This is a genomic window from Novosphingobium sp. TK71, from assembly GCF_055361505.1.
Window position 1 is genome coordinate 1,840,418 of sequence record NZ_CM143962.1, and the last position, 23,743, is coordinate 1,864,160.

Consider the following 23,743-nt stretch of genomic DNA (forward strand, 5'->3'; position numbering starts at 1 on the left):
GGGGGCGCTAGTGCTAGTACCTCATTTCACCGTCTTGTCGGCGGGCGCGGCACGCGTTGGCGCGGAGCCCGCCGGCACCCGGCGCAGATCGCCGAACCAGCGGCCGAGCGCGGTCAGCATCTTCACGTCCTCCACCGCGCCGCCAAGCTCCAGCGGCTTTGCCATATGGGCCAGGTCGTCGCTCGGCCGGTGATAGTCTCCATCGAAGAAGGCCCGCATGCGGTCGATGTCACCATAGGCCGTGGTAACCATCACCGCCGGAATATCGTGCTGCAACAAGGCCCAGCCGTCCTGGCGGCGCATATATTCGTTGGCGTCGTCATTGGCGCGCAGCTTGACCTTTTCGGCCTTGGCGACCTTGGCGATTTCCGCATCGAGGCCGGTCAGCCCGCGGCCGACGATGGCAAAGGGCGTGCCTTTCGGCGCGATCGCATTGGAATCGATGTTGAATGCCGCCACGATCTGGCCGGGCGGAAGCGGCGGGCTTTCCGCAAAGGCATGCGCGCCCAGCAGGCCAAGTTCCTCGCCGGTGGTCGCCAGGAAATAGACATCGCGATCGAGCTGCTGCCCGCGCGCGAGACGCCGGGCCACCTCGGTCAGCGCCGCGAGGCCGCTGGCATTGTCTATCGCGCCATTGCAGATAAGGTCCTCGGCCGGAGCCTCCCCGCATTCGCCGAAGTGGTCCCAGTGCGCAAGGAACAGCACGGCCCCGGCTTCGGGACGGCGTCCCGGGAGCTTGCCGATCAGGTTATGCGTGCGGATCGTCGTCTCGCGCGTGGTCGCCTCGAAAGACCCGGTCACATCAAGCGCCACCGGCACGAAATCGGGCTTGGCCGCCAGTTGCTCCAGATCGTCGAGCGAGCGTGACGTGCCCTTGAGCAGCGCGGTCATGGCCTCACGGGTGATGAAGGCTTCGAGATCGCCGCCGAGAGAATCGTCAGACAGCGCATAACCCGAACGCTGGCGCCGCGCGGCAACCTGATCGAGGCTGCGATCGCCGTCCAGCACCGTCAGCACGGCGGAAGCGCCAAGCGCGAGAAGGTCGTTCTGGCGTTCGCCATCGGGCGTATCGCCGTCGAGCACCACCGCCACGCGGCCGGCAAGTTCGGTGCGCGTATAGTCCCGCCCGCGCCCCTTGCCGAGGAACAGCAGCGGGACATTGCGCACGAGACTGCGCTTGCCGGAGGTCAGCACCAGAACGCCGTCCGGGGAAACGGTGCTTCGCGCGCCCTTGCGCAGGAACCGCGCCGCGGAAGCGGAAGGTTCGCGCGCGACCAGCGTGACCGGCGCGAACCACTCATGCCCCGGATCGTTGGTGCCCGATACCAGCCCGATATCGAACCATTGCTTGCCGAGATAGCGCAGGGTCTTCGCCTCGCCGTCGGTACCGGGTTCGCGGCCGTCGAAATCGTCGCTCGCAAGCACTTCGATATGGGCGCGCAGCCGGGCGGCCAGTTCCTGATCCGCCCGGGATATCGCCGAAAGCAGCGGATGCCCGCTGACCAGCACCGCGCCGAGCGCCGCCGCGCCAACCGCACGAGCCAGTCCTGCCTTGAATCCCCTGTTCATCGTGTCGATGCCTATACGACGGATTTCGGCAGCCGGTTAGCATTTCCCGCGCACGCACAGAGGCATGACAGCATTTGTGGCCGGATGGCAACGCTGGAACCTCACGCGCCAAAAGCGATTGAACAGGACTTGAGCCTGTGGCTACTCTCAACGGCCCAGGACGGCTGACGGAAAGGATCCTTCGCGATGCGGCTCGATGAGTTCGACCCCGACAATATCCGCGTCAGCCAGGGGGGAAGGAGCTTCCCCGGCGGGCGCGGCGGCAAGATGGGCTGCGGCTCGCTGGTGATCGTGCTGATCGGCGCGCTCGTATTCGGCGTAGATCCCGCGCAGATGCTCGGCACGCTGGAGAACGTACAGCAACAGCAACCCGCGTCCGTCCAGCAGGACGTGCCGCAGGACACCACGGCGACCTGCAAGCAGAACGCCTACTCGCTGGAATCCTGCAATGCGCTCGATTCGCTCAATCGCACCTGGCAGCCCCTGTTCCAGAAGGCCAACATCGCGTTCGAGCAACCGATGCTGCGCTTCTACAACGGCACGGACAGGTCGGGATGCGGCGCGGCGCAAAGCGCGATGGGCCCGTTCTACTGCCCGGCGGATCAGGGCATCTATATCGACACCAGCTTCTATGACGAGCTTGAACGGCAGCTTGGCGCCAAGGGTGACTTTGCACGCTACTACGTGGTCGCTCACGAATATGGCCATCACATCCAGCACCTGCTCGGTATCGACAGTCAGGTCCGGCAGGCCCAGCGCCAGAACCCGCAGCGCGCCAACTCCCTTCAGGTCCGCATGGAGCTACAGGCCGATTGCTATGCCGGCGTCTGGGCGGGCAGGAACAAGGACCGCATCGAGCCGGGCGACATGGAGGAAGGCATGACCGCCGCCAGTGCCATCGGCGACGATACCCTGATGAAGAACGCCGGCCAGCGCGTGAGCCCGGAGAGCTTCACGCACGGCTCCAGCGCCCAGCGCATGGATTGGCTCAAGCGCGGATTGGAAACAGGGAACGAGGACGCCTGCGACACGTTTAACGATATGAAATGATTTGAACCCCAGGCTGGCGCTTTCCCTCCCATCCGCATGGCTGGCGGCGATGCCGCCGGCTGGGCGGACAGGAGGACTCAATGCGCCATTTCATGATCGTTGCGGCTCTGGCGGGTACGCTCGCGGCGACCTCGGCCGAGGCACGCCAGGACAAACCTATCACCAACAAGGAACCGGATGTGGTGGATGTCGCCAAGACGCCGGTGACGGATCTCAACCTCGACAAGACCGAGATTCCGCCCACGCTGATCGCCGCATTGAAAAAGCCTTACGACCTTTCCTCGATGCGCGGCTGCAGGCAGATCAGCGCCGCCGTGACCGAACTAGACCGCATTCTTGGTCCGGATCTGGACTTGCCCCAGGAAGCGCGCGACCGTGTGAGCACCGGGCGTGTGGCGAAATGGGTCGTCAGTTCGTTCATTCCGTTTCGCGGATTGATCCGGGAGATTTCCGGCGCCAACGCCCAGGAACGCGCAGTCCTTGCCGCAATTCAGGCGGGTGTCGCAAGGCGCGGCTTCCTGAAGGGGGTGGGCGCGGAACGCGGCTGCAAGTACCCGGCCTCCCCCGCCACGCCCGCGATCATTCAGGCAAAGGCGCTGGAACGGCATAACAGCGACGAAGAGAAGAGCGATGCCAAGGCCGATCCCAAGCCGGCCGGGAAGGACGGGAAGGCCACTGGGCAGGGCGAGGTGACTTACACCTCGCAGCCCGTGGTCCAGCGGGTGCCCTGATAAGGCCTAGATGCCCTCTTCGTTCAGCGCGGCCCGGCGGGTGTCGGCCATTTCCTTGTCCAACTCCGCAAGTATCTGGCTACGCACCATGCTGTCGAGATTGCGGTTAGCCGCAATTGTTGCCCGCGCCGATGCGATGGCCTTCAATGAAACTTCGGCGGTGTGCTTGGGTGCACCCGTGCAGATCAGCACCGAGGTGGAACGGTTTCCATTCCTTGCGTGGGCGGAAGACCGATGCGTGTCTGCCGGGCAGGTGCTGTCGAGCGTCATGGTGTTGCTGACGTCCCGCTTGCCGCTTTCGTCCGTGCTGACGATTCGAATGGTCTGGATCCGGCCGTCCGACGAGGTGGACTGCTCGACCTTCGGCACACGCCGCATGGCTCTGGCCATGGCGACATCATGATCGGCCCGGGCAAGCGCACGGTCCGCCGCAGCCTGCCATGACGGCGGCGGAGGCGGCGGAGGAGGCGCCGGGGGTGCCGGGGGCACCGGGGGCGCAGAACGCACGGCCTGCGCGGACGGCCAGGGCGCAGCAACAGGGCGCGGCGATGCGGCGGACGGGAGAGGCTCGGCCGCTTCAGAGATTTCCGCCGGTTCAGAAGTCCAGGTGCCATGCTCTACTGCAGAAGCCGCCTGAGGCTCCGCGGGAGCATCGGGTACGACGGGTGCGCGCGGCGCCGCCGGCTCGGCCGCAGGCATTTCAGGTGCAGGCGGAGCCTCGGGCTCTTCCATCGCCGCATAAGTGACCGTGGCGGTGCAGGGCACGGAAACGATCGCAAAAGCGAAAAGACTACGCGCAACCACGCGCCTAGCCGGCGAGACCTCGGCCGAGGCAAGCGCCTTCAGGCGCTGAATGATCGGCTTTTCTCCTGCCAGCGTACCGGCGATCGGCGCCGCCAGCGTCAGCCGCGTTCCTGCAGCGAACGAGGCGATCACGCGGCCGTAACGCGCACGCATCTCGCGGTTGCACCCCGACATGACACGGGCGTCGCAGGCAGCCTCCTGATCCGCACGCAGCGCGCGCCATGCAGCCCAACCCAGCGGGTTGAACCAGTGCAGCGCGAACAGCGGCTGCAACACCATCAGCGCAAGCAGGTCGTTTCCGGCGTGATGTTCGAGTTCGTGCGCAATCGCGAAGTCGGAGCTTTCCGAATCGACCGTCGCCAGAAATCCGCGGGGAAGCGCCACGACCCTGTCCGTCACCCCGAACGCCAGCGGCGCCCCGGCTGCCGGCGTCTCGACAATGCGGATATCGCCTGCCCGCGCCACTTGCCGCGCATCGGCGAGCAGTTCCTGCTTCATCAACCGATAATTGCGAACCCTGAGCGCAAGGAAAATCACCGCTCCGGCCAGCCAGATAGTGATCGCCAGATTGCCCCAGGGTATCTGGGCCAGCACTCCGGGCTCGATAGCGGCAACCGGGACCGAAGCACCCGCATCCGCGACGGGCCCCGCGATTGGTGCCTTAGCATTGGCGAGCGCCGCATCAACGGCAGGAAGTGCATTTGCCGTTGTCTGTTCGACCACGATATCGGGCCTGGTGAAGAGCCCCCGTGGCAGCGCCAGCGGCGGAAGAACAAGCCTCAGGACCGGCAAGGCCCATAGCGCATAGGCAGCGGCAGGACCGAACCAGCGCGATACCGGGCGGCGGACCAGAAGAACCAGCGCCATGAGCGCGCCGGTCATGACGAGCGTATCGGTAAGCCATTCAATCATGACTTCAGCTCCTTCAAGAGCGCTTCGATCTCGGCGATATCATTCTCGGTCAATGCATCCGCTTCGGCAAGATGCGCAAAGAGCGGCGCGGCCCTCCCCCCGAACAGGCGGTCGACCAGCCGCCGGCTTTCAGTGCCGACATAAGCCTCACGGGCGATGCTGGGAGAATAGAGAAAACGCTTGCCGTCGGGTTCGGTCGTCACCGCCTGCTTGGCGACCAGTCGCGAAAGCAGGGTCTTGACGGTCGCCAGGGTCCAGCCGCGCGGTTCGCAGACCTTTGCGCAGACTTCCGCAGCCGTAAGCGGACTGCGGGACCAGAGCGCCTCCATCACCGCATGTTCGGCATCCGAGATACGCTCGGGCGGCTCAGCCGACTGATCCGAATTGACCGACACTCTGGCCTCCATCGTTTACACACGTAATCGACTACGTTTGTAAACATGAACGCCGGATTAACGGGGCGGTCAAGCCTGCGCCGACTTGCGCAGTGTGAGGGCAAGCATGATGAGGAACACGCCGCGCACGACCAGACTGACCATGATGATTATCGCCAGGAAGGCAAGACCGATACCCGGCGAAGAGAACAGCAGGACAAACCCCAGCAGCACATCGAGAACGCCGAGGAACAACCGCCATCCCTTGTCGTGGCGGGCCTTGAGCGCGAAGGCGATCTGAAATCCACCCGAAACGAGAAGCCACGCACCGATAGCCCAGACGAGCGAAAGCGCGCCCGCAACCGGATTGACGAGCGCAAAGACGCCCGCGATCAGCGCCAGCAGCCCCAGCAGGATTTCCACCCAGCGCGCTCGCTGCGAAAGCGATGTCCAGCCGGAGGCAATGGCAGCGATCCCGTAGATAACCAGAACTACGCCGACGAGCAGCCCGGTCGCTACTCCTGCAACAAGCGGGCGGGAAACCACCAGCAAGGCAATGAGCATGAGAAGAACACCGTAAGCCAGCACCCAGCCCCAGGCCTTGCCAGAGGCCTGCTTCAACGAACTGACGAGGGGATCGTTTTCCACGTTCGGTTCGAGCAACGGGTCCATCTCAGTTCGTGTCATGCGCCTGCCTCCTGCGTTGGCGGGGTCTCTGCAAGAAAATGCCCAGAAACCCGATCGGTTGCAACGACACGGGCAATTGTGAACGCAAAAGGGCGGCGCACCGGATGCCGGTACGCCGCCCTTTTCGATTTCAGCTGGCTTGGGAGAAGCTCAGTACACGCGGGCCTTGGGCTTGATGTACTGCACGTCTTCCGTGAGCGTGTATTCGTGGACCGGGCGGTAATCGAGACGGATTTCGCCGCCCTTGCCGCCCCAGCCGTTGAACCAGCCGACGGTGTGCTTCATCCAGTTCGCATCGTCGCGGTTCGGGAAGTCCTCGTGCGCGTGGGCGCCGCGGCTTTCCTTGCGCGCCTGGGCGCCGTGCAGAGTGACCGAAGCCTGCGAGATCAGGTTGTCCAGTTCCAGCGTTTCCACCAGGTCCGAATTCCAGATCAGGCCGCGATCGGTGACCTTGATGTCCTGCATGCGCTCATAGGTCTTGGCGAGCTTGTCCTTGCCTTCGACCATGAGTTCATCGGTGCGGAACACGGCGGCGTGTGCCGACATGGTGCGCTGCATTTCAGTGCGGACTTCCGCCGTCGGCGAACCGCCGTTGGCGTTGCGGAAGTGGTCGAGACGGCCCAGCGCGAGATCGGCCGAATCCTTCGGCAGTTCCGCCTGATTGACGCCCGGCTTGACGATTTCCTTGAGGCGGTGGCCGGTGGCGCGGCCGAAGACCACGAGGTCGATCAGCGAGTTCGAACCCAGACGGTTGGCACCGTGAACCGAGACGCAGGCCGCCTCACCCACCGCGAACAGGCCCGGCACCACGGTGTCCGGATTGCCGTCCGGTCCGATGGTGACGACTTCGCCGTGATAGTTACAGGGAATACCGCCCATGTTGTAGTGAACGGTGGGAACGACCGGCAGCGGCTGACGGGTCAGGTCGACGCCCGCAAAGATCTTGCCGCTTTCGGTGATGCCCGGCAGACGCTCGCCCAGCACCTTGGGATCGATGTGATCGAGGTGCAGGTAGATGTGGTCCTTGTGCGGGCCGACGCCGCGGCCTTCACGGATTTCCAGCGCCATCGAGCGCGAGACGACGTCGCGCGAGGCGAGATCCTTCGCGGAAGGCGCATAGCGCTCCATGAAGCGCTCGCCTTCGGAGTTGGTCAGGTAGCCGCCCTCGCCGCGCGCGCCTTCGGTGATGAGCACGCCCGCACCATAGATGCCGGTGGGGTGGAACTGCACGAATTCCATGTCCTGCAGCGGAAGACCCGCGCGCAGGACCATGCCGCCGCCATCGCCGGTGCAGGTATGGGCCGACGTGGCGGTGTAGTAGCTACGCCCGTAACCGCCCGTCGCCAGCACCACAGCCTGCGAACGGAAGCGGTGGATCGAACCGTCATCCATGCAGAGCGCGATCACGCCCACGCACTTGCCGCCGTCCATGATGAGGTCGATGGCGAAGTATTCGATGAAGAAGTCCGCGTCGTACTTCAGCGACTGCTGATAGAGCGCGTGCAGCATGGCATGACCGGTACGGTCGGCAGCGGCGCAGGTGCGCTGCACCGGCGGGCCTTCGCCCATGTTCTGCATGTGGCCGCCGAACGGGCGCTGGTAGATCGTGCCGTCGGCATTGCGGCTGAAGGGCACGCCGGCGTGCTCCAGTTCGTAGACCGCCGCCGGGGCTTCGCGCACCATGTATTCGATGGCGTCCTGGTCGCCCAGCCAGTCCGACCCCTTGACGGTGTCGTACATGTGCCAGGTCCAGTGGTCCGGCGAGTTGTTGCACAGCGAGGCGGCAATGCCGCCCTGCGCCGCAACGGTGTGCGAGCGGGTCGGGAAGACCTTGGTGATGCACGCGGTGCGAAGGCCGGCTTCGGCCGAGCCCATGGTGGCGCGCAGACCCGAGCCACCGGCGCCGACGACGACGGTGTCATAGGTATGGTCGATAATCTTGTAGGCAGGGCCCGAGGCGTTTTGGGTCATCAATGGGCTCCCAGCGCGAGACGAATGACGCAGAAGACGCCGAAAGCGATGCCGGCGCAGGCGGAAAGGTTCAGCGCCGCAATGCAGGCGAACTTGTTGGCGTGATCGTGGACATAATCCTCGACGACGACCTGAAGCCCGATGCGGGCGTGCCAGAAGGTGGTCACGACGAGCAGGATCATCGCCACGGCGGGAACCGGGCGCACAATCCACTCGACGACGGTTGCATAGCTCAGATCCGGCAGCAGCAGGATCGAGACCACGAGAAACAGCACCGAGAGAAGGTTGCCGATGGCGGTGAAGCGTTGCAGCAGCCAGTGGTGAACACCGGTCTTCGCCGAACCGAGGCCGCGAACGCGGCCGATGGAAGTTCCGTTACCCATATTTCCCGTTCCTCAGCGAAGCAGCAGGATCGCCCAGAAGGCGACGGTGAGGATCACACCCAGGACCGGCGAAAGGATCGACCAGGTCTTGTTGATCGTCAGCTCGAACCCGGCGCCGACGTCGAGGGCGAAGTGGCGAAGGCCGCTCATCATGTGCGTGAAGAAAGCCCAGGAAATGCCGACGAGAACGACATAGCCGATCGGCGTGGTCATCGCCCAGCTGAACGTCTCGTAGGCGGCAGGGCCACCGGCGAGCGCCCCGAGCCACCACAGCAGCACGGCGAGGCCGGCGAATGCCATGCCATCACCGGTCACGCGGTGAAGAATCGAGACGAACATGTGAGGGCCCCAACGCCAGATCTGGAGATGGGGCGAAAGCGGACGGTTCCTGGTGCCGTCTTTGGCCATGGCTCTTTCGAATCCCTTTTGCCTTTGCAGCAGCCCAAGGCTGCCCCTGTCGAGAAGTCCCCTTAGACAAATCGCCGCTTGGCGCAAGTTCCGCGAAGCACATCGCGGATGCATCGCACACAAGCGACTTTTCCGGAGCCTCATCGACAATCGGGCGCAGATGGTACGCGGGACGCCCCGTCCCACTGGCTTTGGCCGCCCCTCCGCACTAAAGCGCCAACCCATGAAGAGACCCATGAGCCGCCTGTCGAACATGCTCGCCCCCGCGTTTCTGCTGGGCGCCTGTTCCACCGCGCCCGGCAGCGCAGCACCTGCAACCGACAGCGCGGAGGCACCCCCATCGAGGCTCGCCGCCGCCTGTGAAGGGCACGATGGCTGGGCAGATGCCGCTCCGCCCGCCCACCTTTACGGCAACACCTGGTATGTCGGCACCTGCGGCATTTCCGCTATTCTCATCACCGGCAAGCAAGGCCACATCCTGATCGACGGCGGCCTTCCCGAAGCGGCGCCGATGGTTCTGGCCAATATCCAGGCGGCCGGATTCAAGGTGAAGGACGTGCGCTGGATTCTCTCCAGCCACGAACACTTCGACCATGCGGGCGCTCTTGCGGAGCTGCGACGCGCGACCGGCGCACGGCTCGCCGCATTGCCTGCCGCCGCCGAAGTGCTCGAAACCGGCAAGGCCAACCCGAACGATCCGCAATTCGGCCAGCTCGACCCATTCCCGGCGGTTCACGTCGACAAGCGCCTCTCGGGCGGGGAAAGCATCACGCTGGGCGACATCACCGTCACCGCCCGCGCCACGCTCGCTCACGCTGCCGGATCGACGAGCTGGACATGGCAGTCATGCGGCAAAGACGGCAAATGCCTGACGATCGCCTATGCGGACAGCGCAAGCGCGATTTCGGCCAAGAGCTACCGCTTTACCGACCACCCCGACCGCATTGCCGATGTCCGGGAAGGGTTGCGCCGAATCGCCGCCCTGCCCTGCGACCTGCTGGTCACGCCGCACCCCGGGGCAAGCGATCTCTTCACACGGCTAGCGGGCAAGTCCCCGCTGGTCGATCCCACCGCCTGCCGTACTTATGCGGCTGCCGCCAATGCCCGCTTCGACCAGCGCCTTTCCGAAGAAGCCGCCGCCGCAGCGAAGGAGACCCGTTCGTGAGCTGGAAGATCACCGCTTATGCCCCGCGCACCGTCATCGAAGGCGCCCTTGTCGCTCACGAGGATGCATTCGACTGGGACCCCGACATCGTCCTTTCGGGCAGCGAGATCGCCGAAGACAAACCGGACGACTGGCAGCTTGAAGCATGGCTGGCCCACAAGCCGCGCAAGGCCGACAAGGACGCCGTCGCCGCCCTGTTCGGCGGCAAGCCGCCAAAGTTCATTGTCGAGGAACTGCCGGAAACCGACTGGCTGGTAACGAGCCAGCAGGGACTCGAACCGATCCGCGCGGGCCGCTTCCACGTCCACACGCCCGAACATCCGGTTTCGGACGATCCCGGCATAACCGATTTCACCATACCCGCCAGCCAGGCTTTCGGCACCGGCCAGCACGCCACGACCGCCGGCTGCCTCGCCATGCTGACGCATATGAAGGCGCAGGGGCTGGTCGTTCGCAACCACGCCGATATCGGGACGGGCACGGGACTGCTGGCCTTCGCAGCGATGTCGCTCTGGCCCCGAGCACTCGCGACCGCGAGCGATATCGATCAGGTCTGCTACGGCGTCGTGGAAGACAATGCCGCCGCGAATGGAGTCAGCCTCGGCGCGCGCGGCGGCGAACTGGCCATGACCATCGCGGACGGCATGGACCACCCCCTGCTGGCAGCGCGCGGCCCCTACGATCTCATCATGGCCAATATCCTCGCCGGCCCGCTGGTTTCCCTTGCGCCGGACTTCGCCAAGTCCCTTGCTCCGGGGGGTAGCCTCGTCCTTGCGGGCCTGCTGGAAACGCAGGAGGCCGCCGTGCGCCGCGCCTGTCGCCGGGCCGGGCTTCGTCTCGCCGCCAGACTGGTAAATGGAGACTGGTCGATCCTGTGGATGCGGGCGCGTCGCCGATAGCGCGCACGCTTCACCGCACGAACAACTCGCCCAGTCGCAACCGCCGTCATCTCCAAGAACAGCAGATGATCGTGGTTAAACCGAACTTAACGCAAGTCAACGAAAGTTAAATCTCCGAGGGAAAAAAGCCTCGGAGATTTACCCATTCATTTCAGGGAATTACCTGACAATTGGTTAACGGCGATTAACCAAGACCGGTTCCGAATAATTAAAGGATTCGGCCAAGAATTAAGGCCAAGGGGGGCTGGTAACAACAGCTCAAGAGGCCAAAAATGCTTCAATCTGAACTAGACAGGCCGAAGGCCGTCGTCGGACCCCTGGGTGAAGCGCTCGACAAGGGCAGCCTTCCGCCACGCAACACGTCTCGCTGGGTAGTTCGCCGTAAGGCGGAAGTCGTAGCTGCGGTCAACGGAGGGCTCCTGACGATCGCCGAGGCTTGCGACCGCTACGGCCTCACTCTCGAGGAACTGGCATCGTGGCAACGCGCCGTCGAGCGTGAAGGAATGGCCGGCCTGCGCGCCACCCGGGTACAGCACTACCGTCACATGCACGAAAGGCAGGGACGAAACTCCTGATAATCCGCTCGCCGGCGTTCACGCCGACGAGCGGCAGGGGCCCTCCCTGGGCGCCCTGCCCTTTCTCAACCGGCGCTGCGCACGATCTCGGCCCACCCGGCTTCATCGATCACTTCGATACCGAGCTCGGCAGCCTTCTTGAGCTTTGAACCGGCACCGGGACCAGCGACCAGCAAGTCCGTCTTTGCCGATATGGACCCGGCCGCCTTGGCGCCAAGACGCTCAGCCTGAGCCTTTGCCTCGTCGCGGCTCATCGTTTCCAGCTTCCCGGTAAATACCACCGTCTTGCCCGCCACGACGCTTTCCACCGTCTCGACGACGTAAGGCGGGGGAGCGACCTCCGAAAGCAGGTCGTCCCAGACCTGACGGTTATGCTCTTCGTGGAAGAAATCGCCCAGCGCCTCCACCACGGCCGGACCGATGCCGTCGATCGACACCAGTTCGGCATAAGCCTCGCTACCCAGCGCCGCAGCCTCCTCGCCTTCCTTGGCGTGGGCCTGTTCGGCCAGCAGCCGCAAGGCCGGCAACGTCTCGAACCGCTTCATCAGGTCGCGCGCCGTGACGGCTCCGACATGGCGGATGCCGAGCCCGAAGAGCAGCCGGGCCGCATCTGGCGCGCGCTTGTTTTCCACTGCGGCCAACAGGTTGTCCACAGACTTGTCCTTCCACCCGTCAAGCGCGAGAATCTCGTCGCGGCGCTTGCGCAGACGGAAGATATCGGCCGGACTTTCGAGCCAGCCCCTGGCGAAGAACTCGTCGATGGTCCGTTCCCCCAGCCCTTCGATGTCGAGGGCTCCCCGGCTGACGAAGTGCTTGAGCCGTTCCGTCCGCTGGGCCGGGCAGATGAGGCCGCCCGTGCAGCGCACATCGACTTCCCCCTCTTCCGCAACCGCCTCGCTACCACATTCCGGGCAGTGATCCGGGAAGTGGAACGTCGCCCTCTCCTCGGCGCGCGTCAGGTTATCCACGACCTGTGGAATCACATCGCCGGCGCGCTGCAGGACCACGCGATCCCCCGGCCGGACGCCAAGACGCGCAATCTCGTCGCGATTGTGCAGAGTGACATTGGTAACGGTCACGCCTCCGACCAGAACCGGCTTGAGCCGCCCGACCGGCGTGAGCTTGCCCGTGCGCCCGACCTGAACGTCGATCGATTCAAGAACGGTTTCGGCGCGCTCTGCCGGAAACTTGTGAGCCATTGCCCAGCGCGGCGCCTTGGCCACGAAACCAAGCCGCTGCTGCCAGTCGAGGCGATCGACCTTGTAGACGACGCCATCGATCTCGAACGGCAAGCCGGGCCGGCCATCGCGAATGACGCGGTAGGCCTCCAGCACTTCCTCAAGCGTATGGCACAGGCGGAATTGCGGGGAGACCGGAAGCCCCCAGGATTCGATCCGGCGGATCACCTCGTGTTGGCTGGCCCCCGGCACATGGCTCGCGGCGCCCCAGCCATGCGCCCAGAAACGCAGCGGGCGCTTCGCGGTGACAGCCGCATCCTTCTGGCGCAGCGAACCGGCTGCGGCATTGCGCGGATTGGCGAACTGACGGACCTTGCCCTCGTCGAACACCTCGCCCCTGGCCTCCGCATGTGCGCGCGCTTCAGCCATCAGGGCCTCGTTCAGCGCCGCGAAGGCTGCCTTCTCCATGTAGACCTCGCCGCGCACCTCGAAGACTTCGGGAACATCCTCTCCCTTCAGTTCCTGCACGACATCGGCGATATGCGCGACATTGGCGGTAACGTCCTCGCCCACCATGCCATCCCCGCGCGTAGCGGCGCGGACCAGCCTGCCTTTCTCATACCGCAGCGAGCAGGAAAGACCGTCGATCTTGTCCTCTGCCGTCATCGCTACCGGCTCCTCCGCCGATAGCGAAAGGAAGCGCCGGACCCGGCCCACGAACTCCGCCACTTCCTCGTCAGTGAAAGCATTGTCGAGGCTCATCATGCGAACTTCGTGCGTCACTTTCGACAGGGGCGAGCCGGCCACTTCGTGCCCGACCTGATTCGATGGACTGTCGGAGCGGGCGAGATGGGGGAACGCCAATTCCAGTTCCGCATTGCGCCGCACCAGGGCGTCATATTCGGCATCCGAAATCTCGGGCGCATCCTCGGCGTGATAGAGGCGGTTGGCGCGCTTTATCTGGCGCGCCAGGCGCATCAGTTCATTGGCCGCTTCGGCTTCTCCGATCGCGGAAGCAATCTCGGGGCCGATCTCGGAGCGGGTCTCAGTGCTGGTCATTGCGCGGTAATAGGCCAGAGCGATGCGGGTTGGAATTCCCCCGACGCGTTAATCCCCTTCGATCGGATCGAATTCGAGGTGCAAAGCCGCCAGCGCGCGCAGGATGTAAGTCGGCTCGTAATCGAAATGCAAAGCCTCGGCGGGGCCATGATGGGCCTCGGACAAACGGATGTTGCCCATGCGGGCGAGCAGCCGCTCGATACTCGTCACCACTTCGCGCCGGGCCAGCGGAGCACCGATGCAGGTATGAGCGCCCCTGCCGAACGCGAGATGCTCCTTGATCCTCGGCCGGTCCATGTCGAACTGCCCCGGTTCCGCGAAGCGCCTGGGGTCCCGGTTGGCGGCCATGTGCGACAGCAGGACGGCGGTGCCAGCCTTGATCTCCACCCCGCCCAGCGTCGTCGTCTTCTGGCACATGCGCCCGCCGCTCTTCACCGAACCGTCGAACCGCAGCACTTCCTCGACGAAATCACCGATCCGAGCCCGGTTTCCACGGAGTTCCTGCTGGATATCGGGCCTCGTCGCGATGATCCGGAAGGCATTGGCAAGAAGCCGATTCGTCGTGTCCTGCCCGGCGCCGAAAAGGAAGGCCGCAAGGCTGGTAAGATCCACCAGCGAAGGCTTCCCGCCGTCGGGATAGCTCGCCGTGGCCAATTCGCTCAGGATATCCTCACGCGCCAGCAGGCCGTGCAAAGGCTTCATCAACGGATGGGCGACGATACGCCGCTGGGCGATCAGCCTGAACAGATCCTTCCCCACCCCCACCAGCGGGTTCTTGAGCATGTCCTCCTCGCTGGCATCCATCGGCACGGGTATCGCTCCCTCAAGCAAGGCCCTGAATTTCGCGCGGCTGCGTTCGGAAAGGCCCAGGAGATCGGAAATGACAAGCGCGCCATAGGGACCGCCGTATTGGCGCACGAGGTCGACCTTTCCGTCCCTGGCGAATTCGTCGATCAGCGATTCCGCCGTGGCGAGCAGCTTCGGCTGCAGATCCTTGAGGCGGCTCGGCGTAAACAGCCGCGCAATGATGGAACGAAGGTCAGCGTGGCGCGCACCGCCCTCGGTCACGATCTGATCGGCAAACGGTATCTGCCGGCGATGCGCCTCCAGCTTCTCCGAGATGTCATCCCCATCGGCTCTGAAAGGCAGGTCGGCAACCGGGCCGGTGACGGCATTGATCGAGGAGAAATGCTCCGTATCCAGCATGATCTGGACAGTCTCATCGTACCCCGTCACCGCCACGGCGTTACGATATGGCAGTCGCACCACCGGGCCTTGCGCGCGCAGGTAATCGAAATAGGCATGTGGATCGTCGACGAGCGAGACGTCGGTATACCAATCGGCGGTTTCGTAGGCTTGTTGATGAGACACCCGTTGCTCTCCCGATTTTATGATCTCCTATGTATCATATATGGATGAGGCGTCATAGCCGGACTGTCCACGCCGCGGCGATGCGATCCCCTCCCCGATTGGCGACAGGCGCGCTATGACAAGGCCATGCCCACGATCATGCCGCCTGACGCGCCCGCCCTGCCCGCAGCGTTCGATATCCTTGGAATCGCCGTCTTCGCGCTGACCGGCGCCCTTTCGGCGGCCCAGTTGCGGCAGACTTTCGTGACCGTCGCATTCTTCGCGCTCATGACCGGGGTGGGCGGCGGCACCTTGCGCGATCTCCTCATCGGAGCGCCGGTCTTCTGGGTTCGCGATCCTTTCGTTGCCCCCGTATGCCTCGCGGTCGCGACCCTCGCCTGGTTCACGCCGGTACGCTGGTGGCAGGGACAATTGCTGGAGTGGGCCGACGCATTGGGCCTTGCTGTCTATTCGGTGTTCGGAACCATCAAGGCCATGGCCTGGGGCGTGCCACCGATTCCGGCGATGGTCATGGGCGTCGCCACCGGCTGCGTCGGCGGCATCGTCCGCGATGTCGTGGCCGGACAGCCTTCGATCCTGATGCGGCCGGAACTATACGTGACAGCCGCAGCCCTGGCAGCAACCGTCGCGGCGGCGGGTATAGCCCTCGGCATCGCCCCTCAACTGACCTGGGCCATAGCCGCAGCGGCGGGATTCGCACTGCGCGGAGCCGCTATCTACTGGTCCCTGGGGCTGCCCGCTCACGAAGGAACGGACAGCGAATCCTGAAGGGGCTCAGTCGGGAATCTTCAATCCCGTCCACCGCGCAACGAACGAGAGGACATCCGCGCCTTCCTCGATCGCCTTGTCGGTCGGCTTGCCGGAGCCATGTCCCGCCCGCGTCTCGATACGGATCAGATGCGGCTTGTCACCCAAGGGCGCGGCCTGAAGCGCCGCCGCATATTTGAAGGAATGCCCCGGAACCACACGATCGTCGGTATCCGCGGTGGTCACGAGAATCGCCGGGTAATCCGTGCCCGCCCGGATGTTGTGATAGGGTGAATAGGCCTTCAATATCCGGAAATCCTCTTCCCGGTCAGGATAGCCATAGTCGTCCACCCAATAGCGACCGGCAGTGAAGCGGTCGAAGCGCAGCATGTCCATGACGCCGACCTGCGGCACCCCGGCCGCGAAAAGATCGGGCCGCTGGTTCAGCACGGCCCCCACAAGAAGCCCGCCGTTGGACCCGCCCTGGATCGCAAGGCCATCCTTTGAAGCGATCCCTTCGGCCTTGAGATACTCTCCGGCGGCGATGAAGTCGTCGAACACGTTCTGCTTGTTGGCACGGCGCCCGGCATCGTGCCAGGCGCGTCCATACTCGCCGCCGCCGCGCAGGTTCGCCATGGCAAAGGCGCCTCCGGCCTGGACCCAGGCCATGCGACTGGCCGAGAAACCCGGTGTCAGGGAAATGTCGAAACCACCATAGCCATAGAGCAGCGTCGGCACGGCCTTGCCCGACCGCACCACATCCTTGCGCCGCACGAGGAACATCGGCACCCGCGTGCCGTCCCTCGACGTATAGAAGCGCTGCTCGACCACGACGTCCGAAGGGTCGAAATCCATCACCGGCTCCGCGAAGGGCTCGGACATGCCGGTATCGAGGTTCATCCGGAAGATCGCTGCCGGACGGTTGAAGCTCGTGAAGGAGTAGAAGGTCTCGGGGTCTCCGGGCTTGCCCCGGAACCCGGAAGCCGTCCCGATACCGTTGAGCGCAAGCGCACGGCCGGGCTTGCCGTCAAGCCCGACGATCTCGGCATGGCTCGCCGCGTCACGCATATAGTTGAGAACGAGTTGCTGGCCGACGATACCGGCCCGCTCCAGAATGTCCTCGCGCTGCGGGACGACTTCCGCGAAGGCCGGAGCCTTCGCCCCGAGATCGATACTGATGAGCCGGTAGCGCGGTGCACTTTCGTTAGTAACGAACCAGAGCTTCTGTCCGGCCCCTTCGACAAGCCGCCAGTCGTCCTTAAACCCCGTAACCACGGGCTTCGCGTCCCACCCCGCCTTCTTGCGCTTCGACAGGTCGATCACATGCACATCGTAGCGCGAATCCGTACCGATATGCGAGGTGATGACAGCAAGCCGCCCGTCCTGCGTCACTTCGGCGGCGTGGCCGTAATCCGGATGGTCCGGCGTGGAGTAGACCAGTTCGTCGGCGCTCTGCGGCGTACCGAGCCGGTGGAAATAGATCGCCTGGTTGTAGTTCAGGCTCTGGAACGCAGCCCCTTCCTCGGGCGCCGGGAATCGCGAGTAGAGGAAGCCTTCCTCCCCGATCCACGCCAGCGCGCTGAACTTGACCCAGCGCAGTTCGTCATCCAGCGCCTTGCCCGTGGTTACATCCAGCACGTGAAGCACACGCCAGTCACTCCCGCCGTCCTGCACACTATAGAGCAGATAGCGACCTTCGTGAGAGGGCTCCCACGCATCCAGTGCCGTGGCACCGTCCTTCGCCCAGGCATTGGGATCAAGCAGCATCCGAGGCGCGCCGTGCAGTCCGTCGCGCACGAAAAGCTGCGACTGGTTTTGAAGCCCGGTGTTTCGGGTATAGAAGTACCGCTTGCCAGCCTTGATCGGCAAACCGAACCGCTCGAAGTTCATCAACGAACTGATCCGCTGCTTGAACCAACTACGCTGCGGCAGTCCTTCAAGGTACGCTTCGGTGAAGGTCGATTCCTTCTCGACCCAGGCGGCGACTTCCGGATCGTGCCGCACATCGTTTTCGAGCCAGCGGTACGGGTCCGCGATGCGCTCGCCGAACAGGGTTTCAACGAGATCGTCGCGGCGTGTTTCGGGATAAGTCATCGGAACCATCGTCTGCGCTGAAACAGGTACCACCGCAAGGCTGGAAGCGGTGGAAAGAAACACGGCCCCAAGCAGGCCCGACAGACGATACATCACGTTCTCCCGAAACAAAAAGAAAGGCGGCCGCGAGGTATTCCCGCGACCGCCCTGCAATCTCTTTGCCGGCTCCTCTACGAAGCCGACTGCCGAAAGGCGATCAGGCCTCGGCGTATTCCTCGGTGTCGGTGGTCACCGGGCCCGAGTCCTTGCCCTTTTCCGAAACGTCGCGGTCGACGAGTTCGATGATCGCAATCGGGGCGGCGTCCGAAGCGCGGATGCCTGCCTTGATGATGCGGGTGTAGCCACCGTTGCGGCCGGCATAACGCTCGGCCAGAACTTCGAAGAGCTTCTTTTCCTGCGCTTCGTCCATCAGGCGAGCGTGCGCCAGACGACGATTCGAAAGGCCGCCATGCTTCGCGAGCGTGATCAGCTTTTCGAGGTAAGGACGCAGTTCCTTCGCCTTCGGCGTGGTGGTCTGGATCTGCTCGTGCTTGATGAGAGCGGCGGCCATGTTGCGCAGAAGGGCGGCGCGGTGGCCCGAGGTGCGCTGCAGCTTGCGCTGACCATGCTTATGACGCATTTCATATACTCCGTTCGTCAGGCAGCCGTTCAAGGTACTGCCTGCCGGGCGATGTGGTTCGGCCATCGCCCAAAGCCGGTTCACTTACGTGTGAGTGGCGCCCTCAACCCGAAAACGGCGATGGAGTCAAGCCGGAACGGGCCTACTACTGCTGGACAAGCACCCATAACGGCGGACCCAGCGTCAGCACACCAATCAGCGCTGCCGCCAGAGAGGCGATTAGAACAGCCCCGGCCGCAATATCCTTGATCCGGCCTATGACAAGGTCGAACCCCGGTTCGATCCGGTCGCAAAGCTCCTCGATCGCCGTATTGAACGCCTCGGCGAGCCACACCATGGCCATCGCCAGGACGAGCCACCGCCAGTCGTTCATCGAAACTCGCAGCCAGATGCCTGCCGCCACGACGCTCAGCGAAGCGGCGAGGTGTATCCGCGCGTTATGCTCGCCATGAACAAGCCTACGCAGTCCGCGCCACGCATAGATGACACTCCTGAAGCGTGCGCCAAGACTGAAGCGAGTCCGCGCCGATAGCACGTCGGAAGGTTCGATCATGCCAGCACGCTAAACAGCCGCACGCAAATCGGCCAGACCCGATTGCACCTGCTGCCCAGAGAGCAGTTCCCCAAAGAAAAAGGCCCCGCATTCCTGCGGAGCCCTCTTCAATTCGGTATCGAAGTAACCGATCAGCCGAGCAGTTCCTGCTCCAGCTTCTTGGCCATTTCTTCGATGTTCTCGGGCGGCCAGCCCGGAATGTCCATGCCGAGGCGCAGACCCATCGAGGAAAGAACTTCCTTGATCTCGTTGAGCGACTTGCGGCCGAAGTTCGGCGTACGCAGCATCTCGGCTTCGGTCTTCTGGACCAGATCGCCGATATAGATGATGTTGTCGTTCTTGAGGCAGTTGGCCGAACGTACCGACAGTTCCAGTTCGTCCACCTTCTTGAGAAGGTAGCGGTTGAGCTGATTGGTATCGCTCTCTTCCGAGGCAGCAGCGCCGCCAGCAGCCATGCCGATCATCGGCGAGGCGCCAACCGGAGCGATGTCCTCGAAGTGGACGAACAGCGCAAGCTGGTCCTGGAGGATGCGCGCAGCATAAGCCACGGCGTCTTCCGGGGTCACGGTACCGTCCGTTTCCACCGTCAGATTGAGCTTGTCGTAGTCAAGCTCCTGACCGATGCGGGCGTTGTCCACCTTGTAGCTGACCTGACGCACCGGCGAGTAGAGCGAATCGACCGGAATAAGTCCGATCGGTGCGTCCACGGGACGGTTCGACACGGCGGGGACGTAGCCCTTGCCGGTGTCGGCGGTCAGTTCCATGTTGAGCGTGGCACCCTCGTCGAGGTGGCAGATCACGAGGTCCTTGTTCATGACCTCGATGTCACCCGAGACGGCGATGTCGCCCGCCTTGACCGCTGCCGGTCCGGTAGCCGACAGTTGGAGACGCTTCGGGCCTTCGCCCTGCATCTTGAGCGCGATCTGCTTGACGTTGAGGACGATGTCCGTGACGTCCTCGCGCACACCGGCCAGCGACGAGAATTCGTGCAGCACGTTCTCGATCTTGATCGAGGTGATCGCAGCACCCTGCAGCGAGGAGAGCAGCACGCGACGCAACGCATTGCCGAGCGTCAGGCCGAAACCGCGCTCGAGAGGTTCGGCGACGAAGGTCGCCTTCAGCTTGGGGTCGGGTCCCGGCTTGATCTCAAGGCTGTTCGGCTTCTTGAGTTCCTGCCAGTTCTTGATGTTGACAGTCATGGACTTCCCCTGGGAGTGATGGCGGTTACGCCCCGGAGCCTGGTGGAAAGGCTCGGGACGTTCCGAAGCCCGGACGACGACCGGTTCGTCGTCCGGATTAGCTCGATCAGACGCGGCGACGCTTGGAAGGACGCACGCCATTGTGCGGGATCGGCGTCACGTCGCGGATCGAGGTAATGGTGAAGCCGACCGCCTGGAGGGCGCGCAGGGCGCTCTCACGGCCCGAACCCGGGCCCTTGACTTCGACTTCGAGAGTGCGGACGCCGTGTTCGGCGGCCTTCTTGCCGGCGTCGTCAGCGGCGACCTGCGCGGCGTACGGCGTCGACTTGCGGCTACCCTTGAAGCCCATCATGCCTGCCGAGGACCAGCTGATCGCATTGCCCTGGGCGTCGGTGATGGTCACCATGGTGTTGTTGAAGCTGGCGTTCACATGCGCGATGCCGCTGGTGATGTTCTTGCGCTCGCGGCGCTTAATGCGCTGGGGTTCGCGTGCCATGTTCGTGTATCCTGTCGAAAAATCGCTGGGGGAAACCGGATGGGCCGATTGCTCGGCCCGAACGGCTTACTTCTTCTTGCCGGCGATCGGCTTGGCCTTGCCCTTGCGGGTGCGCGCATTGGTATGCGTGCGCTGGCCACGAACCGGCAGACCCTTGCGGTGACGCAGGCCACGGTAGCAGGCGAGGTCCATCAGGCGCTTGATGTTCATCGCGGTTTCGCGACGAAGGTCACCTTCAACCGTGTGATCGGCGTCGATGGTTTCGCGGATCTGCAGGACTTCGGCGTCCGACAGGTCCTGAACGCGGCGGCTGTGATCGATGCCGAGCTTGTCGGCGATCTCGAGAGCCTTGGTACGACCGATACCATGGATGTAGGTGAGCGCGATGATAACGCGCTTGTTGGTGGGGATGTTTACCCCGGCAATACGAGCCACTTAAATCTCCATGCTCCACAGGAGCGCCCTAGGGACGACCCCCATCTCAACGCTTTTCACCCGAAAGGCGTAAATGACAAAAGGTCCGGTTGGCGGCACGCTTGTTGCCAACGCCCCCGGACTTGCCGAAACCTTTGAGTGAAGGGCGCGCATAGGACGATTCGAAAGGCGTGTCAACGCCCGCGAACCGTGCCGCTCGATCACCGGCCCCGTGTGGGCGGCGAGAGCAGACCTTGCGCCAACTGTTTACCGCATCCGCGTACGGTAGTCAAAGAAAGCGAAAATCGCCGCGCAGGAAGCCCCACGCGGCGCATCGTCACGGCAGCGCCACCGGCACGCATACCGCAAACGAGAACGGCCGGACTTTCGCCCGGCCGCATCATCAGGATTTCAGGACCGCTTCGATGGCTGCGGTGACATCGTCCATGTCAGCCATGCCATCGACTCTGGCAACGATTCCCTGCGCCTCATAAATCGGCAGGATCGGCGCAGTTTTCGCACGGTACTCTGCCAGACGAGTCCTAACGGTCTCGGCATTGTCGTCAGGACGGCGCTTGAATTCCGTCCCACCGCACTTGTCGCAGACCCCGGGAACCTTGGGTTGCTCGAACTTGTCGTGATAGCCCTTCCCGCAACTGGCGCAGGAAAAACGGCCGGTGATCCGCTCGACAAGCGCCTCTTCGTCGACTTCAAGTTCGATCACGTGATCGAGCTTGCGACCACGTGCGGCCAGGATTCCGTCAAGCGATTCGGCCTGAGCCGCCGTGCGCGGATAACCGTCGAAAATCGCACCGGCACCGGACCCCATGGCGTCCAGTTCGTCTCCGATCAGAGCTGAGACGATCTCGTCCGAAACGAGCTCGCCACGCTCCATCACTGCCTTGGCTTCCAGCCCGGTAGGCGTACCAGCCTTCACCGCAGCGCGGAGCATGTCGCCAGTCGAAAGCTGGCGCATGCCATGCCGCTCGACCAGACGCTGCGCCTGGGTGCCCTTGCCCGCCCCCGGCGGGCCCAACAGGATGATATTCACGCCTTACCCCTCATTTGTCCCTGGCGAGCGCCGATCAGCGCAGTCTGCCTTTCAGTTTCGCCTTCTTGATCAGGTCGCCATACTGGTGTGCCAGCAGGTGCGACTGGATCTGCGTGATCGTGTCGACGGTCACGTTGACGACGATCAGCAAGCTCGTTCCACCCATGAAGAGCAACGGCAGACCGGTCATCGAGAGGAAGTACTCCGGAACGGTGCAGACGATGGTCAGGTAGATCGCTCCGATCACGGTGATGCGGGTCAGCACGTAATCGAGATAATTCGCGGTGTTCTTGCCCGGGCGAATGCCGGGAATGAAGCCACCGTTCTTCTTCAGGTTGTCAGCGGTTTCCTCGGGATTGAAGACGACCGCAGTGTAGAAGAAGCAGAAGAACACGATGCCCGCTGCGTAAAGCAGCATGTAGAGCGGCTTGCCGTGACCGAGGTACTGGTTCAGCGAGACGACGATCTTGCCCCAGGTCGATTCCGGGTTCAGCGATTTACCCGCGAACTGAGTGATGGTCAGCGGCAGCAGCAGCAGCGAACTGGCGAAGATCGGCGGAATCACGCCCGCGGTGTTGATCTTCAACGGCAGATGGCTGCGATCGGCCTGCATCATCCCGCGCTGTGTCGCCCGCTTCGGATACTGGATCAACAGACGGCGCTGCGCACGTTCCATGAAGCAGATCATCAGGATCATGGCGACGATCAGCACGATCAGCGCAATGATGAGGATCGAGCCCGTGTCGCCCGCACTGTAGGCCTGACCGACGTTCGTTGCGAACGTCGGCATCTGGGCGACGATGCCCGCCATGATGATGAGCGAAACACCATTGCCGATGCCGCGCGAGGTGATCTGCTCACCAAGCCACAGCAGGAACATCGTGCCCCCGACGAGCGAAATCACGGCACCGATGCGGAACACCAGGCCAGGATCGACGACGGCCTGAAGCCCGTTCGAAGCGCCGTACGCCTCAAGGCTGACCGCGAGGAACCAGCCCTGGATCGCGCAAAGGAGAACTGCGCCATACCGGGTGTACTGGTTAAGCTTCTTGCGGCCGGCTTCGCCTTCCTTCTTCAGCGCCACCAGTGCGGGGTGGAGCGATGCGGCGAGCTGCACGACGATCGACGCCGTGATGTAAGGCATCACGCCGAGCGCAATGAGGCTCATTCGCGAAAGCGAACCGCCCGAGAAAGTGTTGAACAGGTCGAGAATGCCGCCCTGCGTCTTGCTGTAGAGCTGCGAGAGAATCAGCGGGTTCACGCCGGGAAGCGGAACGAAGCTCAGGAAGCGGAAGACGATCAGCGCACCGATGGTGAACCAGATTCGGTTCTTTAGCTCGGTGGCTTTCGAGAAGTTGGCCAGGCTCAGAGTGCTGGCGATATTGTCGGCGCGGGAAGCCATGACGATTTGTAAAGCCTCGATAGTCGGTTCGG

23 protein-coding genes are annotated in these 23,743 nt (G+C 63.6%); 6 read left to right on the forward strand and 17 right to left on the reverse strand.

What is annotated here, in order from left to right:
• Positions 1 to 21 precede the first annotated feature (21 nt).
• The gene (locus ACXJ16_RS08440; protein WP_463920396.1) at positions 22 to 1,569 is read right to left on the reverse strand and encodes a M28 family peptidase; all 1,548 of its coding nucleotides are present in this window, start codon (positions 1,567 to 1,569) and stop codon (positions 22 to 24) included.
• Between the two features lie 186 nt (positions 1,570 to 1,755).
• Between ACXJ16_RS08440 and ypfJ the strand changes: the two genes are divergently transcribed.
• Positions 1,756 to 2,619, forward strand: coding sequence for a KPN_02809 family neutral zinc metallopeptidase (gene ypfJ / locus ACXJ16_RS08445; RefSeq protein ID WP_185997819.1), 864 nt, complete (start codon positions 1,756 to 1,758; stop codon positions 2,617 to 2,619).
• 80 nt (positions 2,620 to 2,699) lie between these two features.
• The gene (locus tag ACXJ16_RS08450; protein WP_132469058.1) at positions 2,700 to 3,350 is read left to right on the forward strand and encodes a hypothetical protein; all 651 of its coding nucleotides are present in this window, start codon (positions 2,700 to 2,702) and stop codon (positions 3,348 to 3,350) included.
• A gap of 6 nt (positions 3,351 to 3,356) precedes the next feature.
• On the opposite strand, the gene ACXJ16_RS08455 is transcribed toward ACXJ16_RS08450, so the two are convergent.
• The 6 genes from ACXJ16_RS08455 to sdhC all read right to left on the reverse strand — a co-directional run bounded on the left by ACXJ16_RS08455 (position 3,357) and on the right by sdhC (position 8,889).
• Positions 3,357 to 5,066, reverse strand: coding sequence for a M56 family metallopeptidase (locus tag ACXJ16_RS08455; protein ID WP_463920399.1), 1,710 nt, complete (start codon positions 5,064 to 5,066; stop codon positions 3,357 to 3,359).
• Positions 5,063 to 5,473, reverse strand: a complete 411-nt coding sequence (locus ACXJ16_RS08460) for a BlaI/MecI/CopY family transcriptional regulator (protein WP_054440364.1) — start codon at positions 5,471 to 5,473, stop codon at positions 5,063 to 5,065. Before ACXJ16_RS08460 ends, ACXJ16_RS08455 begins: the two co-directional genes overlap by 4 nt.
• Before the next feature lie 57 nt (positions 5,474 to 5,530).
• A complete protein-coding gene (locus ACXJ16_RS08465; protein ID WP_054440361.1) occupies positions 5,531 to 6,127 on the reverse strand; it encodes an HdeD family acid-resistance protein in 597 nt (198 codons plus the stop codon).
• Positions 6,128 to 6,277: 150 nt separating this feature from the next.
• Entirely contained in the window at positions 6,278 to 8,098 is a 1,821-nt protein-coding gene (sdhA, locus tag ACXJ16_RS08470) for a succinate dehydrogenase flavoprotein subunit (RefSeq protein ID WP_054440358.1), read from the reverse strand.
• Positions 8,098 to 8,481, reverse strand: coding sequence for a succinate dehydrogenase, hydrophobic membrane anchor protein (gene sdhD, locus ACXJ16_RS08475; RefSeq protein WP_054440356.1), 384 nt, complete (start codon positions 8,479 to 8,481; stop codon positions 8,098 to 8,100). Before sdhD ends, sdhA begins: the two co-directional genes overlap by 1 nt.
• A 12-nt stretch (positions 8,482 to 8,493) precedes the next feature.
• Positions 8,494 to 8,889 (reverse strand): succinate dehydrogenase, cytochrome b556 subunit, encoded by a 396-nt coding sequence (sdhC, locus tag ACXJ16_RS08480; RefSeq protein ID WP_132469057.1) that lies wholly within the window; start codon positions 8,887 to 8,889, stop codon positions 8,494 to 8,496.
• A gap of 235 nt (positions 8,890 to 9,124) precedes the next feature.
• Here sdhC and bla point away from each other — a divergent pair, with 235 nt between their 5' ends.
• The 3 genes from bla to sciP all read left to right on the forward strand — a co-directional run bounded on the left by bla (position 9,125) and on the right by sciP (position 11,528).
• The gene (bla, locus tag ACXJ16_RS08485; RefSeq protein ID WP_324698639.1) at positions 9,125 to 10,054 is read left to right on the forward strand and encodes a subclass B3 metallo-beta-lactamase; all 930 of its coding nucleotides are present in this window, start codon (positions 9,125 to 9,127) and stop codon (positions 10,052 to 10,054) included.
• A complete protein-coding gene (locus tag ACXJ16_RS08490) occupies positions 10,051 to 10,953 on the forward strand; it encodes a 50S ribosomal protein L11 methyltransferase (protein ID WP_185997823.1) in 903 nt (300 codons plus the stop codon). The genes bla and ACXJ16_RS08490 overlap by 4 nt, the downstream gene beginning before the upstream one ends.
• A 272-nt stretch (positions 10,954 to 11,225) precedes the next feature.
• On the forward strand, positions 11,226 to 11,528 hold the full coding sequence (sciP, locus tag ACXJ16_RS08495; protein ID WP_082370497.1) for a CtrA inhibitor SciP: 303 nt from the start codon (positions 11,226 to 11,228) through the stop codon (positions 11,526 to 11,528).
• A gap of 65 nt (positions 11,529 to 11,593) precedes the next feature.
• Here the strand turns inward: sciP and ligA are convergent, their stop codons facing one another.
• Both ligA and ACXJ16_RS08505 read right to left on the reverse strand, forming a co-directional pair.
• A complete protein-coding gene (gene ligA, locus ACXJ16_RS08500) occupies positions 11,594 to 13,765 on the reverse strand; it encodes an NAD-dependent DNA ligase LigA (protein WP_324698635.1) in 2,172 nt (723 codons plus the stop codon).
• A 48-nt stretch (positions 13,766 to 13,813) separates the two neighbouring features.
• A complete protein-coding gene (locus ACXJ16_RS08505; protein ID WP_054440348.1) occupies positions 13,814 to 15,136 on the reverse strand; it encodes a cytochrome P450 in 1,323 nt (440 codons plus the stop codon).
• Between the two features lie 138 nt (positions 15,137 to 15,274).
• Here ACXJ16_RS08505 and ACXJ16_RS08510 point away from each other — a divergent pair, with 138 nt between their 5' ends.
• On the forward strand, positions 15,275 to 15,904 hold the full coding sequence (locus ACXJ16_RS08510) for a trimeric intracellular cation channel family protein (protein ID WP_054440401.1): 630 nt from the start codon (positions 15,275 to 15,277) through the stop codon (positions 15,902 to 15,904).
• Between the two features lie 6 nt (positions 15,905 to 15,910).
• On the opposite strand, the gene ACXJ16_RS08515 is transcribed toward ACXJ16_RS08510, so the two are convergent.
• The 8 genes from ACXJ16_RS08515 to secY form a co-directional block, all read right to left on the reverse strand.
• On the reverse strand, positions 15,911 to 18,070 hold the full coding sequence (locus ACXJ16_RS08515; RefSeq protein ID WP_185997825.1) for a prolyl oligopeptidase family serine peptidase: 2,160 nt from the start codon (positions 18,068 to 18,070) through the stop codon (positions 15,911 to 15,913).
• A 103-nt stretch (positions 18,071 to 18,173) separates the two neighbouring features.
• Positions 18,174 to 18,596, reverse strand: a complete 423-nt coding sequence (gene rplQ, locus ACXJ16_RS08520) for a 50S ribosomal protein L17 (protein ID WP_054440398.1) — start codon at positions 18,594 to 18,596, stop codon at positions 18,174 to 18,176.
• A gap of 145 nt (positions 18,597 to 18,741) precedes the next feature.
• Positions 18,742 to 19,149, reverse strand: a complete 408-nt coding sequence (locus ACXJ16_RS08525) for a diacylglycerol kinase family protein (protein ID WP_324698630.1) — start codon at positions 19,147 to 19,149, stop codon at positions 18,742 to 18,744.
• A gap of 131 nt (positions 19,150 to 19,280) precedes the next feature.
• On the reverse strand, positions 19,281 to 20,348 hold the full coding sequence (locus tag ACXJ16_RS08530) for a DNA-directed RNA polymerase subunit alpha (RefSeq protein WP_054440344.1): 1,068 nt from the start codon (positions 20,346 to 20,348) through the stop codon (positions 19,281 to 19,283).
• 106 nt (positions 20,349 to 20,454) lie between these two features.
• Entirely contained in the window at positions 20,455 to 20,844 is a 390-nt protein-coding gene (gene rpsK, locus ACXJ16_RS08535) for a 30S ribosomal protein S11 (protein ID WP_007011846.1), read from the reverse strand.
• A 66-nt stretch (positions 20,845 to 20,910) separates the two neighbouring features.
• Entirely contained in the window at positions 20,911 to 21,279 is a 369-nt protein-coding gene (gene rpsM, locus ACXJ16_RS08540; protein WP_021233423.1) for a 30S ribosomal protein S13, read from the reverse strand.
• Positions 21,280 to 21,661: 382 nt separating this feature from the next.
• On the reverse strand, positions 21,662 to 22,309 hold the full coding sequence (locus ACXJ16_RS08545; protein ID WP_054440342.1) for an adenylate kinase: 648 nt from the start codon (positions 22,307 to 22,309) through the stop codon (positions 21,662 to 21,664).
• Between the two features lie 34 nt (positions 22,310 to 22,343).
• Complete coding sequence (secY, locus tag ACXJ16_RS08550) at positions 22,344 to 23,711, reverse strand: preprotein translocase subunit SecY (RefSeq protein WP_463920404.1); 1,368 nt, start codon at positions 23,709 to 23,711, stop codon at positions 22,344 to 22,346.
• Between the last annotated feature and the right edge of the window lie 32 nt (positions 23,712 to 23,743).

Excerpts from the sequence above, each read along its gene's own strand:
- ACXJ16_RS08440 (WP_463920396.1), bottom strand. The coding sequence starts at position 1,569 with ATGAACAGGGGATTCAAGGCAGGACTGGCTCGTGCGGTTGGCGCGGCG.
- ypfJ (WP_185997819.1), top strand. The coding sequence starts at position 1,756 with ATGCGGCTCGATGAGTTCGACCCCGACAATATCCGCGTCAGCCAGGGG.
- ACXJ16_RS08450 (WP_132469058.1), top strand. The coding sequence starts at position 2,700 with ATGCGCCATTTCATGATCGTTGCGGCTCTGGCGGGTACGCTCGCGGCG.
- ACXJ16_RS08455 (WP_463920399.1), bottom strand. The coding sequence starts at position 5,066 with ATGATTGAATGGCTTACCGATACGCTCGTCATGACCGGCGCGCTCATG.
- ACXJ16_RS08460 (WP_054440364.1), bottom strand. The coding sequence starts at position 5,473 with ATGGAGGCCAGAGTGTCGGTCAATTCGGATCAGTCGGCTGAGCCGCCC.
- ACXJ16_RS08465 (WP_054440361.1), bottom strand. The coding sequence starts at position 6,127 with ATGACACGAACTGAGATGGACCCGTTGCTCGAACCGAACGTGGAAAAC.
- sdhA (WP_054440358.1), bottom strand. The coding sequence starts at position 8,098 with ATGACCCAAAACGCCTCGGGCCCTGCCTACAAGATTATCGACCATACC.
- sdhD (WP_054440356.1), bottom strand. The coding sequence starts at position 8,481 with ATGGGTAACGGAACTTCCATCGGCCGCGTTCGCGGCCTCGGTTCGGCG.
- sdhC (WP_132469057.1), bottom strand. The coding sequence starts at position 8,889 with ATGGCCAAAGACGGCACCAGGAACCGTCCGCTTTCGCCCCATCTCCAG.
- bla (WP_324698639.1), top strand. The coding sequence starts at position 9,125 with ATGAGCCGCCTGTCGAACATGCTCGCCCCCGCGTTTCTGCTGGGCGCC.
- sciP (WP_082370497.1), top strand. The coding sequence starts at position 11,226 with ATGCTTCAATCTGAACTAGACAGGCCGAAGGCCGTCGTCGGACCCCTG.
- ligA (WP_324698635.1), bottom strand. The coding sequence starts at position 13,765 with ATGACCAGCACTGAGACCCGCTCCGAGATCGGCCCCGAGATTGCTTCC.
- ACXJ16_RS08510 (WP_054440401.1), top strand. The coding sequence starts at position 15,275 with ATGCCGCCTGACGCGCCCGCCCTGCCCGCAGCGTTCGATATCCTTGGA.
- ACXJ16_RS08515 (WP_185997825.1), bottom strand. The coding sequence starts at position 18,070 with ATGTATCGTCTGTCGGGCCTGCTTGGGGCCGTGTTTCTTTCCACCGCT.
- rplQ (WP_054440398.1), bottom strand. The coding sequence starts at position 18,596 with ATGCGTCATAAGCATGGTCAGCGCAAGCTGCAGCGCACCTCGGGCCAC.
- ACXJ16_RS08525 (WP_324698630.1), bottom strand. The coding sequence starts at position 19,149 with ATGATCGAACCTTCCGACGTGCTATCGGCGCGGACTCGCTTCAGTCTT.
- ACXJ16_RS08530 (WP_054440344.1), bottom strand. The coding sequence starts at position 20,348 with ATGACTGTCAACATCAAGAACTGGCAGGAACTCAAGAAGCCGAACAGC.
- rpsK (WP_007011846.1), bottom strand. The coding sequence starts at position 20,844 with ATGGCACGCGAACCCCAGCGCATTAAGCGCCGCGAGCGCAAGAACATC.
- secY (WP_463920404.1), bottom strand. The coding sequence starts at position 23,711 with ATGGCTTCCCGCGCCGACAATATCGCCAGCACTCTGAGCCTGGCCAAC.